General features: G+C 44.8%; 15 protein-coding genes. All 15 read right to left on the reverse strand.

The genetic code is table 11. From position 1 onward, the window contains the following. Positions 1–72: 72 nt before the first annotated feature. The 15 genes from OGM16_18085 to OGM16_18155 all read right to left on the reverse strand — a co-directional run bounded on the left by OGM16_18085 (position 73) and on the right by OGM16_18155 (position 15734). On the reverse strand, positions 73–396 hold the full coding sequence (locus tag OGM16_18085; GenBank protein ID UYJ46646.1) for a DUF1292 domain-containing protein: 324 nt from the start codon (positions 394–396) through the stop codon (positions 73–75). Positions 397–485: 89 nt separating this feature from the next. Next, the gene (locus OGM16_18090) at positions 486–1028 is read right to left on the reverse strand and encodes a cob(I)yrinic acid a,c-diamide adenosyltransferase (GenBank protein UYJ48511.1); all 543 of its coding nucleotides are present in this window, start codon (positions 1026–1028) and stop codon (positions 486–488) included. A 4-nt stretch (positions 1029–1032) separates the two neighbouring features. Next, on the reverse strand, positions 1033–2931 hold the full coding sequence (locus tag OGM16_18095; GenBank protein UYJ46647.1) for an ATP-dependent helicase: 1899 nt from the start codon (positions 2929–2931) through the stop codon (positions 1033–1035). A 3-nt stretch (positions 2932–2934) separates the two neighbouring features. Next, positions 2935–4383 (reverse strand): glutamate--tRNA ligase, encoded by a 1449-nt coding sequence (gltX, locus tag OGM16_18100; GenBank protein UYJ46648.1) that lies wholly within the window; start codon positions 4381–4383, stop codon positions 2935–2937. A 17-nt stretch (positions 4384–4400) separates the two neighbouring features. Next, positions 4401–6509, reverse strand: a complete 2109-nt coding sequence (locus OGM16_18105) for a polyribonucleotide nucleotidyltransferase (GenBank protein ID UYJ46649.1) — start codon at positions 6507–6509, stop codon at positions 4401–4403. Between the two features lie 300 nt (positions 6510–6809). Further along, the gene (rpsO, locus tag OGM16_18110) at positions 6810–7076 is read right to left on the reverse strand and encodes a 30S ribosomal protein S15 (protein ID UYJ46650.1); all 267 of its coding nucleotides are present in this window, start codon (positions 7074–7076) and stop codon (positions 6810–6812) included. A 105-nt stretch (positions 7077–7181) separates the two neighbouring features. Then, a complete protein-coding gene (locus OGM16_18115; protein ID UYJ46651.1) occupies positions 7182–8135 on the reverse strand; it encodes a bifunctional riboflavin kinase/FAD synthetase in 954 nt (317 codons plus the stop codon). Continuing rightward, positions 8132–9073 carry a tRNA pseudouridine(55) synthase TruB gene (gene truB, locus OGM16_18120; GenBank protein UYJ46652.1) on the reverse strand — a complete coding sequence of 314 codons (942 nt, stop codon included), beginning with the start codon at positions 9071–9073 and terminating at the stop codon, positions 8132–8134. Before truB ends, OGM16_18115 begins: the two co-directional genes overlap by 4 nt. After that, complete coding sequence (locus OGM16_18125; protein UYJ46653.1) at positions 9074–10042, reverse strand: bifunctional oligoribonuclease/PAP phosphatase NrnA; 969 nt, start codon at positions 10040–10042, stop codon at positions 9074–9076. Next, the gene (gene rbfA / locus OGM16_18130) at positions 10039–10422 is read right to left on the reverse strand and encodes a 30S ribosome-binding factor RbfA (GenBank protein UYJ46654.1); all 384 of its coding nucleotides are present in this window, start codon (positions 10420–10422) and stop codon (positions 10039–10041) included. The genes OGM16_18125 and rbfA overlap by 4 nt, the downstream gene beginning before the upstream one ends. Positions 10423–10464: 42 nt before the next feature. Next, positions 10465–13311, reverse strand: coding sequence for a translation initiation factor IF-2 (gene infB / locus OGM16_18135; GenBank protein ID UYJ46655.1), 2847 nt, complete (start codon positions 13309–13311; stop codon positions 10465–10467). Beyond that, positions 13298–13633: a ribosomal L7Ae/L30e/S12e/Gadd45 family protein gene (locus tag OGM16_18140; protein ID UYJ46656.1), complete on the reverse strand. Its 336-nt coding sequence runs from the start codon at positions 13631–13633 to the stop codon at positions 13298–13300. The genes infB and OGM16_18140 overlap by 14 nt, the downstream gene beginning before the upstream one ends. Continuing rightward, positions 13623–13847 carry a YlxR family protein gene (locus OGM16_18145; protein UYJ48512.1) on the reverse strand — a complete coding sequence of 75 codons (225 nt, stop codon included), beginning with the start codon at positions 13845–13847 and terminating at the stop codon, positions 13623–13625. Before OGM16_18145 ends, OGM16_18140 begins: the two co-directional genes overlap by 11 nt. An 81-nt stretch (positions 13848–13928) precedes the next feature. Continuing rightward, positions 13929–15065, reverse strand: a complete 1137-nt coding sequence (gene nusA, locus OGM16_18150) for a transcription termination factor NusA (GenBank protein UYJ46657.1) — start codon at positions 15063–15065, stop codon at positions 13929–13931. A 201-nt stretch (positions 15066–15266) separates the two neighbouring features. Next, positions 15267–15734 (reverse strand): ribosome maturation factor RimP, encoded by a 468-nt coding sequence (locus tag OGM16_18155; protein ID UYJ46658.1) that lies wholly within the window; start codon positions 15732–15734, stop codon positions 15267–15269. Between the last annotated feature and the right edge of the window lie 98 nt (positions 15735–15832).

The raw sequence follows: 15832 nt of genomic DNA on the forward strand, positions 1-15832 counted from the left end.
AAAGCCAAAATATAAAAACAGCCGGGACATGTTCATTTACATATCCCGGCCTACTTCATCAAATATTTAGCATCAGTCGTCTAAATCTTCTTCACTTACCAGCTCGTCGTATTCCTGATCGTCTAACATTTCGTCAAATGCATCTGCAACGATCTCATATTCATCATCATCCACAATGTTATCCAGAACAGGAGTTCCGTCTTCTGTCTCGCTGTAACGGTACAGATAAACTTCTCCTTCTTCTGACTCTGCTCCTTCCATAGGAAGAAGGGCAATATATTCACGGTCTCCTGCAGAGAAGATGTTAAGAACTACGCACTCGATCTCAGAATCATCATCTAATGTCAGGGTAACAGTCATTTCCTCTTCTTCATTTAAATTCTTCTCGTCTGCCATATTTTATTCCTTTCATATCCAATCCGGTTAAATGTTACAGCCTTTCGCTGTCCACTTACACTTTATCAGACTGCCTGTAAAATTGCAAGCTAATATTCAATCCCTTTTCTGGCGGGGATCCCCCTCGTGTAAGGGTGGGCACGCATGACCATTTCTGTTACATAATCTGCGACTGCCAAAAGAGTCTCTGAAGGATTTCTCCCAGTCAGGATCACTTCTAATTTTTCCGGCTTACTGCCGATCAGTTCCAATAAGCGTTCTTCCTCTATAAAGCCAAGGGTGCAGGCCCCTACTGCCTCATCTAAGACCAGCATATCTATCTCCTGGTCCAAAGCCATTTTCCAGGCTTTTTCCAGCTCTTTTCCGTAATATTCCTTTGCCTCTTCTTTTTCTTCCTGTTTCATTTTCCATGAAAATCCAAACTGTCTTGTGCATGGAAGAACTGTTATCCCCGGAATCTGCTTTAAAGCTTCCACTTCCCCGGAATGATCATTTTTCAGGAATCGCTTTATCAATACGGTCTTCCCGTTTCCTGCTGCACGGACTGCAGCACCTACAGAAGCTGTCGTTTTGCCTTTTCCGTTCCCGCAGTAAATATGCACCAGGCCACCTGTCCTTTTAACAGCTTCCATCTCTTTATTTTCTTCCCTGCTGTCCATTTGTTTTTTTATTTGAATTTCCATTTTTTTCCATATCTCCCTTGTCGCCAAGAAGTCCTGCCTCTACAACAAACCGTGATACCGTCTGCCTCTTGTGATACCGTTCTTTCACATAAAAAATATGCAGCCGGTCCTTTGCCCTGGTCATAGCCACATAGAACATACGCCGTTCTTCTTCCATATCAGGTTCTAAGACCGCCTTATGATGGGGAGTTATGCCCTCATTTGCATCCAGTATATATACTACTTTAAATTCCAGACCTTTGCAGCTATGCATAGTCATCAGGCTGACGCCTTCTTTTTCTGCTTCCCGAAGGGCCGACTGCTCCTTTAGCTGCTCTTTGTACTCGTCCATATGGTTAAACCATTCCTCATAGGTTTTAAATGGCATAGAGCTTTCCTGAAGGGCATCTAAAACCTCAAACAGATCCTCCGGCTTTAATCGTCGTTCATTTGCATATTGTCTCAGATAATCGTCATATCCAATGGCTTTCCGGATGTAGTTTACTGCACCTGCAGGAGCCATATCCCGAAGCATTTCCAGATCGTATACCAGTTGATCAATACGGTCTAACATCCAGTTTTTATCCTGATAGAAGGAACGCAGCTGCTCCCACCGGATCACTTTGCTGTCTAATGCATCACGGCTGATGTATCTGGCGGGCCGGTTAATGATCTGGAGTATATTTGACCTGCTTAAATCTCCCAATGCTGCATAAATATAGCAAAACACGTTTCTGGAAATCCAGTGTTCATAAAGATTTGGTACTGTATCCCGCATATGAAAAGGGATATTATACTCCATCATCCGCTCAATAAGAAGCCTTGGTCCCTGATTGGTGCGGTATAAAACCGCCATATCCTCATAAGCGATGCCCATCTTGTGATAATCCCGCAGTTCTTCTGTAATGGCCTTTGTCTCAGTTAATGGGTCCGGCCATTCTTTTATAAATACAGGACAGCCTTTTCCCCGGTTTCCACGGATTTCTTTCGGGAAACGTGTTTTATTACAGGCGATCAGCTTCCCCGCACTTTCGATCACCGGGTCCACACAGCGGTAATTTACATCCAGCAAAATACGCTCAGCGTCTGAATAATCCTTTTCAAATCCCAGCATCAGCTCCGGTCTTGCCCCCCGAAAACGGTAAATAGACTGGTCATCATCTCCCACAATAAACAGGTTATTTTCCGGCAGTGCCAGCATTTTTATGATCTCATACTGGATCCGGTTGATATCCTGAAATTCATCGATAAGTATGTATTTATATTTTCTCTGCCACGCCTGTAAAATATCCTTACGTTCTTTAAAAAGCTCATAGCACATGGCAAGCATGTCATCAAAGTCCAGAAGTCCCTGTTTGCGGAGACAACCTTCATAACCTTCATACAGCTCTTTAAAGACTGTCTGGGAGCAGCTTTTCGCATAATAATTATCAAGGGACATTAGTTCCCCTTTAATAAGACTGATCTCTGACAGCACCGAGGCAATAAACTCCCCTTCGTCCTCGATCTCCAGATCTGTGCGGTCTAACTGCTCCCTGATAAACTGGATGCGCTGCTCTTCTTTTACGATATTGGACGCCTGATACCGGTATGCCAGTTTTAATATCATAAAAAAGACAGAATGAAAAGTCCCAAAAGAAACTCTGCTGCATCCTGTCCCGGTTATCCGTTCATATCGTTCTTTCATTTCATGGGCTGCTGCCCTGGTAAAAGTGATCACCAGGATATTTCCAGGCTCCACGCCCACTTTTTCCGTTAAATAACGGACCCGGTTGGTAATGACCGTAGTCTTACCTGAACCGGGCCCTGCAAGTACAAGGGCAGGTCCGTCAGTGTGACGGATCGCCCTTTTCTGTGCTTCATTAAAAGCCATGTATTAAGCCTCCAGCATTTCAATGCCTTTGCGGATACGTTTTAATGATTCTTCTTTTCCAAGAACTTCCATGATCTCAGTTGCGCCTGCAGGAGTCATCTGCTTGCCGGAAACAGCAGTACGGACCGGCCACATAACAAATCCGGTCTTTACGCCAGTTTCACTTACATAAGCAGAAAGCGCTGCAAACAGGGCATCATTACTGAAATCTTCCTGTGCTTCCAGAATAGGGAGTACATCTTTTAATACTTTAAGGGAAGTCTCTGCATTTGTCTTCATCTTCTTGTGAGTATACATAGCAATGTCGTACTCAGGCAGTGTCTCAAAGAAATCAATGTGATCCCTGATCTCCGGGAAAACTTCAATCCTTGTCTTTACCATATTTGCGATCTTCTTAAGATCTAAATCTTTCTTGATCACTTCTTTTAAATATGGCTCAGCCAGCTTATAGAAACGCTCAAAATCCATTGCCTTAATGTACTCGCCATTCATCCAGCGAAGCTTAGTCATATCAAATACAGACGGAGACTTATTCATACGATGATAGTCAAATTCCTTTACCATCTCTTCAAGTGAAAAAATCTCATTATTACCTTCTGGAGACCATCCAAGAAGTGCTACATAATTTACGATAGCTTCCGGAACAAAGCCCTGTTCTACCAGGTCTTCAAAAGAGGAATGTCCACAGCGCTTGCTTAACTTGTGATGACTTTCATCAGTGATCAGCGGGCAGTGTACATAGACCGGAACTTCCCAGCCAAAAGCATCGTAAAGACGGTTATATTTTGGAGAAGAAGAAAGATACTCATTTCCTCTTACTACATGGGTAATGCCCATCAGATGATCGTCTACTACATTTGCAAAGTTGTAGGTAGGATAACCATCAGATTTGATCAGGACCATATCATCCAGTTCAGAGTTATCTACAGTAATATCCCCATAGATCTCATCATGGAAAGTAGTGGTTCCCTCAGTCGGGTTATTCTGACGGATAACAAATGGCTTACCGGCAGCCAGATTTGCTTCTACTTCCTCTTTAGAAAGATGCAGACAGTGCTTATCATAAGTCATGATCTCCTCACCGTTTACAGTCTTTCTTAAGGTTTCCAGACGCTCTGGTGTACAGAAGCAGTAATATGCTTCTCCCTTTTCTACCAGTTTCTTCGCATATTCCATATAGATTCCAGAAGCCTGACGCTCACTCTGGACATAAGGACCGCAGCCGCCGTCCTTGTCCGGTCCCTCATCGTGGACCAGACCGGTTTCTTCCAGGGTTCTGTAAATGATATCTACAGCGCCTTCTACATAACGCTCTTGGTCAGTATCTTCTATTCTTAAAAGGAAGTCGCCTCCCTCATGTTTAGCGATCAGGTACGCATACAGTGCTGTTCTTAAATTTCCGACGTGCATTCTTCCTGTAGGGCTTGGTGCATATCTTGTTCTTACTTTCATTTTCTCACCCTCTGATCTTAGTTTTCTTCTTTCTTCTCTGCCAGATCGCTTGGTCTCATGGTCAGGTTGATCCTTCCCATCTTGTCAACTTCTGCAACCTTAACAGTTACTTCGTCACCGATGTTTACAACATCTTCTACCTTTGCAACACGCTTGTCAGACAGTTTGGAAATGTGTACCATACCGTCTTTATTTGGTGCTAACTGTACAAATGCCCCGAAGTTCATAATACGTACTACCTTGCCGGTAAATACCATTCCTGCTTCGATATCAGTAACGATTCCGGTGATGATCGCAATCGCACGGTTGATCATAGCCTCGTCAGTACCGCAAACATTTACAATACCTTCATCACTGATGTCGATCTTAACACCGGTCTCTTCAATGATCTTGTTGATCACTTTGCCCTGCTTGCCGACTACATCGCCGATCTTCTGAGGATCAATGGTGATCTGCTTGATCTTTGGAGCGTACTGGCTTAAGTGCTTTCTAGGCTCGCTGATAACAGGCTTCATAACATTGTCTAAGATGTACATTCTCGCTTCACGGGTTCTTGCGATAGCCTCTTCAATGATCGGACGGGTCAGACCATGGATCTTAATATCCATCTGGATAGCAGTAATACCCTTTTCAGTACCGCCTACCTTAAAATCCATATCACCAAAGAAATCTTCCAGTCCCTGAATATCAGTCAGAACGATATAATCATCATCAGTCTCACCAGTTACCAGACCACAGGAAATACCTGCTACCATACTCTTGATCGGTACACCAGCTGCCATTAAGGACAAAGTAGATGCACAGATACTTGCCTGAGAGGTAGAACCATTGGATTCCATAGTCTCTGATACAGTACGGATCGCATATGGGAACTCTTCTTCACTTGGAAGTACAGGAACTAATGCACGTTCAGCCAGTGCGCCATGTCCGATTTCACGACGGCCCGGTCCTCTGCTCGGCTTTGTCTCGCCTACTGAGAATGACGGGAAGTTGTAATGATGCATGTAACGCTTTGTGGTCTCATTTGCATCTAATCCATCAATCTTCTGTGCCTCAGATAATGGTGCCAGAGTGCAGGCATTTAAGATCTGGGTCTGTCCACGGGTGAACATGCCTGAGCCATGGACTCTTGGAAGGATATCGACCTCAGCTGCTAATGGACGGATCTGTGTAATAGCACGGCCGTCTGGACGCTTGTGGTCCTTTAAGATCATCTTGCGGACAGTCTTCTTCTCATACTGGTAAATAGCATCACCTAATAATGGCAGCCACTCTTCATTCTCAGCAAATGCTTCTTCCAGACGCTCAGTAATAGCAGCAATATTTGCTTCACGTGTCTGCTTGTCATCTGTAAATACAGCTGTTTCCATCTCTTCAGACGGAACGATCTCTTTGATCGCTGCAAATAATTCTTCCGGAACTGCGCAGCTTTCATAGGTGTGCTTTTCTTTTCCGCACTCAGCTACAATAGTATCGATAAAGCGGATGATCTCCTGATTTACTTCATGAGCTTTAAAAATAGCCTCGATCATCTTCTGCTCAGGAACTTCCTTAGCGCCTGCTTCGATCATGATAACTTTCTCTCTGGTAGAAGCTACAGTCAGGGCCATTTCAGATACCTGTCTCTGGGCAGAAGTCGGGTTGATAATAAACTCACCATCAATAAGACCTACCTGGGTGGTAGCGCAAGGTCCGTCAAATGGGATATCGGAAATGCTGGTAGCAATGGCAGAACCAAGCATAGCAGTCAGCTCCGGGCTGCAGTCTGGATCTACAGACATAACTACATTGTCTAAGGTTACATCATTGCGGTAATCCTTTGGGAACAGCGGACGCATAGGACGGTCGATAACACGGGATGTCAGGATAGCGTTTTCAGATGCCTTTCCCTCTCTTTTGTTAAAACCGCCTGGGATCTTTCCTACAGAATAAAATTTCTCCTCATATTCTACACTTAAAGGGAAGAAATCAATGCCTTCTCTCGGCTTTGCAGATGCAGTTGCTGTAGAAAGTACTACGGTATCGCCGTAATGCATAAATGCTGCACCATTTGCCTGGGCTGCTACACGGCCAACTTCTACAGTCAGCTTACGTCCAGCCAGGTCCATACTGAAACTCTTAAACATGGGTGTCTCCTTTTCTCTTTGCGTACTTCCCTTCCGGGAGCACATTCTCTTAATGTAACTTGTAACGTTCTGCAACAAATAAGTTTTTCACAGGGCAAAAGACGCCGAAACTACTGATCTATCCCAAACCTTCTGTTTGGGACACATCAGCGGTCCCGGAGTTTTCCTTTTGCGACTGTCTTCATGCAAATATAGGGTGGAGTAACCTCCACCCTAGCATGAATGAAAGTTGCCAAATGCCTATGCGTCCCTCATGTGCAAACACTCAGTCCACATAGCAGTCCGGCAACACTTTCATAATTACTTTCTGATTCCAAGCTTTTCGATCAGAGCACGGTAGCCTTCCAGATCGGTCTTCTTCAGGTAATCAAGAAGTCCTCTTCTGTGTCCAACCATCATCAGAAGTCCTCTTCTGGAATGATGATCCTTTGGATTCTGCTGAAGATGAGCAGTCAGTTCTGTGATTCTCTCTGTAAGGATAGCGATCTGAACTTCTGGTGAACCGGTATCTCCTGCTTTACGTCCGTACTGTGCGATAATCTCTGCTTTCTTTTCCTTAGAAATCATGGTAATTCCTCCTAAAATAAATTAATTTTCTCACCTTAAACCAGGCTGCCGGCTGGAGTCACCAGGCAACGGGGCTTCGGCGTTTTTTCATACCTGATTACTGTATCATATTTTAACCGGGTTGTAAAGGGGATTTTCCGCAAAATACCTAAGGGCAAATTCTTTATCTTTTTCGATCCGTTCTTTTAACTCTTCTAAGGAAGCAAATTTCTGTTCTCCCCGGTCAAACTCTAAAAGCTGGACCTCGATCATCTTGCCGTAAATGTCCCCGTTAAAATCAAAGATAAAAGTTTCTACCCCTACCGGATTATCTCCATGGATCGTAGGTTTTCTGCCAATATTGGTAACTCCCTTGTAATAGTTTCCTTCTGCAAGAACTCTGGATACGTAGACCCCGAATTTTGGCAGACGCTTATTTTCCGGTGGAATGATATTTGCTGTAGGAAATCCCAGTCTCGGTCCTCCGATATGATTACCGTGGACCACAATGCCATGTATAGCATAAGGTTCCCCCAACAGTTCATTTGCTTTTGCCACATTTCCCCTGGAAAGTTCTTCCCTGATATAGGTACTGCTGATATCTCTTCTGTGATCCTTTTCTTTTTCGATCACATAAAGACGAAAATCCAGTTCCCTGCTTAAAGTCCTGAGAAGCCCTACATTTCCGGCGCCTTTGTAACCAAAGCTGCAATCCGGCCCCACTACCACAGCCTTTGCTTTCATTCTCTTTACCAGGATATCCTTTACAAATACAGCCGGATCCATTTTCCGCACATCATCTGTAAAAGGATATTCCACTAGATAATCGATCCCCATTTTTTCCATATTATGCCGGCGTTCTTCACTTGTAGTGATCACAGTGGCTGTTTCTCCTGTTACAAGAGTAAGAGGAGCAGTACTGAATGTAAAAATAGCAGTTGCATAGCCCAGGCTTTCTTTTACTTCTTCCATTGTACGAAGGAGCTTCTGGTGTCCCCTGTGTCTTCCATCAAATTTCCCAAGAGTCACAACTGTAGGCTCTTTCAGTTCAAAATCCACTGTATCTGCTATATATCTCATTGGTTTCCTTCTCCATCCGGCATAAACATTTTCCAGGGCTTCCACCAGTGCTTTTCTTCCTGGTATTCATATACCCCCATAAAAATCCCCTGGCTGCTGTACATACGGTATCTGTTCCCGTTTTCCCGGTTCTCTAACGATGTACTTTTTTCCAGGTCCAGCTGCTGTTTAAAGCAGGGATTGCCATTTTTTAAAGCCTTATCCCCTTCTGCTGTAGTGTATACAGGCAGATAGCTTTCTAAAGCTTCTTCCAGAGAACAGATATGTTCCCCTACTTTTCCTTCATCTCTTAAGGCTTCGAGCTGGTCCAGTTTTAAACTGTCCTTTACCAGAAAACGATCTACGCGGGTGCGCAGGAGAGATTCCATGCATCCACCCACCTGTAGTTTTGCTCCGATATCCTCACAAAGAGTACGTATATACGTTCCTTTGGAGCAGCTGACCCTCATCCAGACTCTGGGCAGTTCTATTTTTTCAACAGAAATGTCTAAGATCTGCACTCTTCTTGCCTTACGCTCTACTTCTTTTCCTGCTCTGGCAAGGTCGCAAAGCTTCTTCCCGTCTACTTTTAAAGCGGAATACATAGGTGGGATCTGGTCATAATCCCCCTTAAATCCCAAGATCACCTGACGCACCTGCTCTTCATCCAGTTTCAGTGCTTTTTCATGATTTTCTGTAAGCACAGTTCCTGTGGTATCCTGGGTATCTGTGGTCTGTCCCAGAAGAAGCACTGCCTCATAGGTCTTTGACCGGTCTGTAAGCATATCACAAAGCCTTGTTCCGTTTCCCAGACATACCGGAAGTACGCCTTGGGCCGCCGGATCAAGGGTTCCGGTATGCCCGATCTTTTTCTGTCTTAAAATCCCTCGAAGCCGGGCTACAACATCATGGGATGTATAGCCCGGCTCTTTATATACATTAATGATTCCGTGATACATTTAAGCCTCCCCTGCCGCCGCAGCATCTAACTGCTTCGCAATGTGAAGGGACAGATTATTGATCACATCATGAATACTTCCTGACATGGTGCAGCCTGCTGCACGCACATGGCCGCCGCCGCCAAAATAAGCAGCTACCTGACTTACATCTACGATTTTCTGGGAACGCAGGCTTACTTTGTACTGCTGAGGTCCAGTCTCATACAGGAAAATAGCAACCTCAACTCCTTCTGTAAGACGCAGCTGGTCAATGATGCCATCAAGGTCTTTTCCGGTCACGCCGTAAAAATCCAGATCAGACTGGCGCAGGGCACTGAAAATGGCCTTTCCATCAAGGAATGTAATGCTTTCAAGAAGCGCTCTTCCCATGATCTGGTTCTGCACATAAGTCTTTTTATAGAAGCTGTTATCGATGATACTTCCAAAGTCAACACCCTTTTCCATGAGAAAACCGGCGATCTCCATGGTCCTTGCAGAAGTGCAGGAATATTTGAACACACCGGTATCATGTATCAATCCTGTATACAGGCACTCTGCTACATTTTTATCAATGCTGTCCGGATTTAACTGCTCAAAAAGGACTTCACTGGCAGAGCTTGCATCAGCTGCCACTAAATTAATTTCACAGTAACGGGTGTTTGTAATGTGATGATCAATGCAAAGGCTTTTTTTCGCTCTCCTCAGATACATCTTAAAATCACCCAGACGTTCTTCATCGCTGCTGTCAAGACATATGCAAAGCTCATACTCCCTGTCATCTGTTTCATGATGGATCTCATCATAGCCCTTTAAATAGGCAAATTTTGAGGAAGCTTCCTCCAGATATACAGCTGCCTGTATATCCGGATAAGAAGCAAGAAGATAATTATACAGACCCAGAGTAGAGCCGAGGCAGTCACCATCCGGCCTTACATGACCCAAAATCGCCACAGACTTTGTTCCTTCTAACGCCTGTTCAAGAACCGTCATTCCAGTCCCTCCTCCTCATTGTCATGAAGATCTTTTGTCACTTCATCGATCAGTTTTGACATGTTTACACCATATTCAATGGACTGATCCAGTATAAATTTAATTTCAGGAGTGTTACGTAAATTTACTCTGTGAGCCAGTTCCCGGCGTACAAAGGAGGCTGCGCTGCGCAGCCCTTCGATGGTTGCCTTGCCGGCTTCTTCATCGCCTAACACACTGATATATGCTTTACAGTATTTTAAATCCGGAGTCACCTCTACGGCTACAACACTGGTCAGCGGATGGATCCGCGGGTCTTTGATCTCAGAACGGATGATCTGGCTTAATTCCCTTTGGACCTCCATATTGATCCTTGTATTTTTAATGCTGTTTTTACGCATTATAATCCCTTTCTTTCAAAAACGAAACTTTGCACCAGCAGACTATCTTGGAACCTCTACCATCATATAAGCTTCGATCTGGTCATCTTCCTGAAGGTCATTAAACTTCTCGAATACAAGACCGCACTCATATCCTGCAGCAACTTCTTTTACATCGTCTTTGAAACGTTTTAAGGAAGCTAAAGGTCCTTCGTAGATCTGTTCTCCTTCTCTGGTAATGCGGCAGCTGCAGCCTCTCTGGAACTTGCCGTCCAGTACATAGGAACCGGCAATCGTACCAACACCGGAAGCCTTGAACAGCTGACGGATCACTGCATGACCGATCACCTTTTCCTCAAATACAGGATCCAGCATGCCCTTCATAGCAGCTTCTACATCTTCAATCGCCTGATAGATAACTTTATACAGACGTACATCTACCTTCTCACGCTCTGCAATAGATTTTGCAGTCGCATCAGGACGTACATTAAAACCAATGATGATCGCATTGGAAGCAGAAGCCAGGGAAACGTCAGATTCATTGATGGCACCAACACCACCATGGATCACCTTTACTACTACTTCTTCATTAGACAGCTTGGTCAAGCTCTGCTTTACTGCTTCTACAGAACCCTGGACATCTGCCTTGATGATCAAAGGAAGTTCCTTTACATTTCCTGCCTTGATCTGGCTGAACAGATCATCCAGGGACAGTTTTGCCTTAGTGTCTTCCAGAAGCTTATTCTTGCTCTCAGAAATGAAGGTCTCAGCAAAGCTTCGTGCCTCTTTTTCGTTGTCAGTTGCTACAAATACCTCACCAGCCTGTGGTACATCATTTAAGCCTAAGATCTCTACAGGAGTGGACGGACCAGCTTCTTTTACTCTGCGGCCCTTGTCATCCATCATTGCACGGATCTTACCATAACATGCACCTGCTGCAATGGTTTCGCCAACTTTTAAGGTACCCTTCTGTACCAGTACAGTTGCAACAGGTCCTTTGCCCTTATCCAGCTCAGCCTCGATCACAAGACCACGGCCCTTTCGGTTTGGGTTTGCTTTTAATTCAAGGACATCTGCTGTTAAAAGTACCATTTCCAGAAGATCTGTGATACCTTCCTTTGTATGTGCGGATACAGGGACGAAAATAGTGCTGCCCCCCCAGTCTTCCGGGATCAGCTCATATTCAGCCAGTTCCTGTTTTACCTTGTCAATGTTTGCACTTGGCTTATCGATCTTATTGATAGCAACAATGATCTCTACGCCAGCTGCTTTTGCATGATTGATAGCCTCCACAGTCTGTGGCATAACACCATCATCTGCTGCTACTACCAGGATAGCAATATCAGTAGACTGGGCACCTCTCATACGCATAGCGGTAAATGCCTCATGTCCAGGTGTATCAAGGAAAGTGATCTTTCTTCCGTTGATCTCAATAACAGAAGCACCAATGTGCTGTGTGATACCGCCGGCCTCTCTGGAAGTTACATTGGTCTGGCGGATAGCATCCAGAAGGGATGTTTTACCATGGTCAACGTGACCCATTACACAGACTACAGGTGGTCTGGAAACCATATCTGCTTCGTTTTCATCATCTTCTTTCAGAAGTTCAGCAATAACATCAACCTTTTCTTCCTGCTCACAGAGAACATCAAATTCCATTGCGATCTCTTCTGCCTGCTCATAGTCAATCTCCTGGTTTAATGTAACCATCTGACCCTTTAAGAACAGCTTCTTAACAATAACAGATGGCTGCAGCTTCATCTTATCAGCAAGTTCCTTGATGGTTAAGCGCTCTGGAAGAGTAATGGTCTTAACATCCTCAACCTTAGCTTCTTCTTTCTTAGGCTGCGGCATGATGAAAGCTCCCTTTCCTGTCTTTGGTGCTTTCTTCTTGCCATCTTCTTCTCTGTCTCTCTTGTCAAAACGGTCATTCTTATGAGCGTTCTTGTTTGCCTGGCGGGTGCTGCTTGGCTTTGTCTGGATCGGGCTGTCAAAAGAAGATGTACGGTTATCTCTGCTGCCAGAAGAACGGCGGCTGTCTCTGCTGCCATTTCTGTTTGTATTATCTCTGTCCTTATCTTCTCCGAAACGGGAGCCGAAACCGCCCTGGTTTCTGTCACGGTTCTGGAAGCCGCCCTGTGGTCTATCTCCACGGTTCTGGAAACCGCCCTGTGGTCTGTCTCCACGGTTCTGGAAACCGCCCTGTGGTCTGTCCCCGCGATTCTGGAAGCCGCCCTGCGGTCTATCACCACGGTTCTGGAAACCGCCCTGTGGTCTATCTCCACGGTTCTGGAAGCCGCCCTGTGGTCTATCTCCACGGTTGTCTCTTCCCTGATAACCGCCAGTTCTTCCATCACGGTTCTGATAGCCGCCCTGTGGTCTATCTCCACGGTTGTCTCTTCCCTGATAGCCTCCGGTTCTTCCATCACGGTTCTGATAGCCGCCCTGTGGCCTCTCACCGCGGTTGTCTCTTCCCTGATAGCCATTCTGGCTTCTGTTCTGGAAATCTCCTCTTTCGGTCTGTGCAGGTCTGTTTTCCACTGCCGGAGCAGATGTCTCCTGTACCTGTGTCTTTGCTTCTGCTGCCTGCACTGGTTTTGTCTCCTCAGCCTTAGGAGCTGCCTGCTGTGGCTTAGGCTGCTCCTTTGGTACCGGGCGCTTGATCTGCTGCTTTGCATTCTGCGGACGGAAAACAGCAGTCAGTTTCTTCTTTGCAGGTTCTGCTTTTTCTGCTTCTGCCTTTGGTGCTCCCTCTTTTTTCTGGCTGACAGCGTTTCTTACCATAATTTCCTGGTCTTTAGATACGCTGGAAGCCGCAAAAAGAGATGCAGAGCTGTCTTTCTGTTTAATAATATCTAATACTTCTTTACTGGTCTTACCCAGTTCATTTGCCAGTTCACTTACTCTCATTCAAACTACCTCCATTTACATTCATCCGTGATGCCAGGGATTTAGCAAATCCTGCGTCCTCAACTGAAAGGGAAGCACGAAATTCCTGTCCCATAGCATGCCCAAGTTCCTCTTTTGTGCCGAACAGATAGATAGGAACTTTATAGTGAGTACACATATTGGTAAACATTTTCTTTGTATTATCAGAAGCTTCTTCTGACACGATCACCATGTGGGAACGTCCGCTTTTTACAGACTTTTCCGTGGAAAATTCTCCGCTGACTACTCTTCTTGCCCTGGTTGCCAGTCCGATCAGACTGAATACTTTATTTTTATCTGTCAATTTCTTCCATCTCCTTTTCCAGAGTTTCATAAACCTCTCTGGGGATAGCCATTTTAAAGGATCGTTCCAGGCCTCTGCCCTTCACAGCCTTCTTAAAGCACTCCATAGACGGACACAGATAGGCGCCGCGGCCATTTTTACGTCCGGTTGCATCCAAAAGGATCTGATCCTCGGCTGTTTTGATCACTCTTATCATTTCTTTTTTACTTTTCATCTCACCGCAGCCAATGCACTGCCTCAGCGGGATCTTCTTTACACTCACCTATTATCACTCCTAATCTTCCAGAGCTTCTCTCTACTGTTCGTTGTTTTCTTCCTGGTAGTCATCCTGGGAAACTTCTTCTGTTTCTTCTGGAGCATCACCGTACTGTAAGCCCATCTGTTCAAACAGTCCCATTTCCTTTGCCTGGGTCTCACTCTTGATATCGATCTTATATCCGGTCAGTCTTGCTGCAAGACGTGCATTCTGTCCTTCCTTACCAATAGCCAGTGATAACTGGTAATCAGGAACGATGACCTGTGCCTCTTTTGCTTCTTCGTCTGCAACAACACAGATTACCTTTGCAGGGCTTAATGCATTTTCGATCAGATATGCAGGATTCTCATCCCAGTTAATGATATCGATCTTTTCGCCGCGGAGTTCATTAACGATCGCATTGACTCTGGCGCCGTTTACACCTACACATGCACCCACCGGATCTACGCTTGCATCATTGGACTTAACTGCGATCTTTGTTCTGGAACCTGCTTCTCTTGCAATTGCCTTGATCTCCACAGTACCATCATGCACTTCAGATACTTCCTCTTCAAAAAGACGCTTTACAAGGTCTGGATGTGTTCTGGATACAGAAATACGCGGTCCCTTTGTTGTATCCTTTACTTCTACGATATAAACCTTGATACGCTCATTTGGACGGAAGGTCTCACCCTTTACCTGCTCGCTCTCATTTAAGATAGCATCTACTTTACCAAGATTCACACTGATATTTTTTCCAAGGTAACGCTGTACAATACCGGTAGCAACATCTTTTTCCATGGTATAATAATCGTTGTATAATGCCTTGCGCTCTTCTTCGCGGATCTTCTGAAGGATCACATTCTTTGCGTTCTGGGTTGCGATACGTCCGAATTTTTTGGAATCTAAAGGCACCTGGACAACATCACCCAGCTGATACTTGGCGCTGATCATTCTTGCGTCTGCTAGGCTGATCTCCATAACCGGGTCTTCTACCTCTTCTACTACGGTTTTTTCTGCATATACAGCAAAGTCACCGGTTGTGCGGTTCATAACAACCTTTACATTATCTGCTTTGCCGAAATTGTTTTTACAGGCAGTGATAAGGGAATTTTCAATTGCCTCAATCATGGTATCTTTAGAGATATTTTTCTCTTTTTCCAATACCTCCATTGCCTCTAACAGTTCCTTATTCATGTTTATCCTCCTATCATGTTCTCCGTATGTTCTCTCGGTGTTTTTCTGTATCTGATTTTGCGAGGAGATTTTTTGTCAGTTGTACCCAAATTTCTGAGGCGTACGCGGTGCGTACGTTGATGAAATTCGGGTGAGGCTGGCGGAAAATCGGCCGCAAAAGCAGATACACGAAAAATTCCGAGAAGACATCCCACTATACGGTTAAAAATCAAGTGCCAGACGGATCAGTGCAATATCCGCTTTTTCAAATACAGCCTCACTTCCATCTTCCATGGTCAGTGTCACTGTCTTATCATCATATGCGCTCAGTGTACCTGTAAATTCCTTCTGTCTGTCAATGGCTTTGTAAAGTCTTACCTCTACTTCGCGACCAATGCTTCTTTTGTAATCCTTTTCTTTCTTTAACGGTCTTCCAAGTCCCGGTGAGCTTACCTCTAAAATGTAGCTGTCATCAATAAAGTCTTCTTTATCCAGCCAGTCACTTAACCTGCGGCTGATCACTTCACAGTCATCCACTGCAATGCCGCCTTCTTTATCAATATAAGCTCTTAAGTACCAGGTGCCTGCTTCTTTTACGTACTCTACATCTACCAGTTCAAAATTGTTCTCTTCCATGAGAGGAAGGAGGAACGCTTCTACCCTGCTTTCATAGCTTTCCTTTTTTGTCATGTCTGCACCACCTTTCTTTCCCTAACAATACGAAAGAGTGGACCAGCGCCCACTCTTACATTAAGTAAAATCCATTAGTTATCGTATACACTATATCA

It is taken from the genome of Lachnospiraceae bacterium (genome assembly GCA_025758065.1).
GTDB lineage: Bacteria > Bacillota > Clostridia > Lachnospirales > Lachnospiraceae > Enterocloster.

Coding starts and splice junctions, on each gene's coding strand:
- OGM16_18145 (UYJ48512.1), bottom strand. CDS start 13,847: ATGAAAAGTAAAAAAGAAATGATAAGAGTGATCAAAACAGCCGAGGAT.
- nusA (UYJ46657.1), bottom strand. CDS start 15,065: ATGAATAAGGAACTGTTAGAGGCAATGGAGGTATTGGAAAAAGAGAAA.
- rbfA (UYJ46654.1), bottom strand. CDS start 10,422: ATGCGTAAAAACAGCATTAAAAATACAAGGATCAATATGGAGGTCCAA.
- truB (UYJ46652.1), bottom strand. CDS start 9,073: ATGTATCACGGAATCATTAATGTATATAAAGAGCCGGGCTATACATCC.
- OGM16_18095 (UYJ46647.1), bottom strand. CDS start 2,931: ATGGCTTTTAATGAAGCACAGAAAAGGGCGATCCGTCACACTGACGGA.
- OGM16_18105 (UYJ46649.1), bottom strand. CDS start 6,509: ATGTTTAAGAGTTTCAGTATGGACCTGGCTGGACGTAAGCTGACTGTA.
- infB (UYJ46655.1), bottom strand. CDS start 13,311: ATGAGAGTAAGTGAACTGGCAAATGAACTGGGTAAGACCAGTAAAGAA.
- OGM16_18090 (UYJ48511.1), bottom strand. CDS start 1,028: ATGGAAGCTGTTAAAAGGACAGGTGGCCTGGTGCATATTTACTGCGGG.
- OGM16_18115 (UYJ46651.1), bottom strand. CDS start 8,135: ATGAGATATATAGCAGATACAGTGGATTTTGAACTGAAAGAGCCTACA.
- OGM16_18155 (UYJ46658.1), bottom strand. CDS start 15,734: ATGACAAAAAAGGAAAGCTATGAAAGCAGGGTAGAAGCGTTCCTCCTT.
- gltX (UYJ46648.1), bottom strand. CDS start 4,383: ATGAAAGTAAGAACAAGATATGCACCAAGCCCTACAGGAAGAATGCAC.
- OGM16_18085 (UYJ46646.1), bottom strand. CDS start 396: ATGGCAGACGAGAAGAATTTAAATGAAGAAGAGGAAATGACTGTTACC.
- rpsO (UYJ46650.1), bottom strand. CDS start 7,076: ATGATTTCTAAGGAAAAGAAAGCAGAGATTATCGCACAGTACGGACGT.
- OGM16_18125 (UYJ46653.1), bottom strand. CDS start 10,042: ATGACGGTTCTTGAACAGGCGTTAGAAGGAACAAAGTCTGTGGCGATT.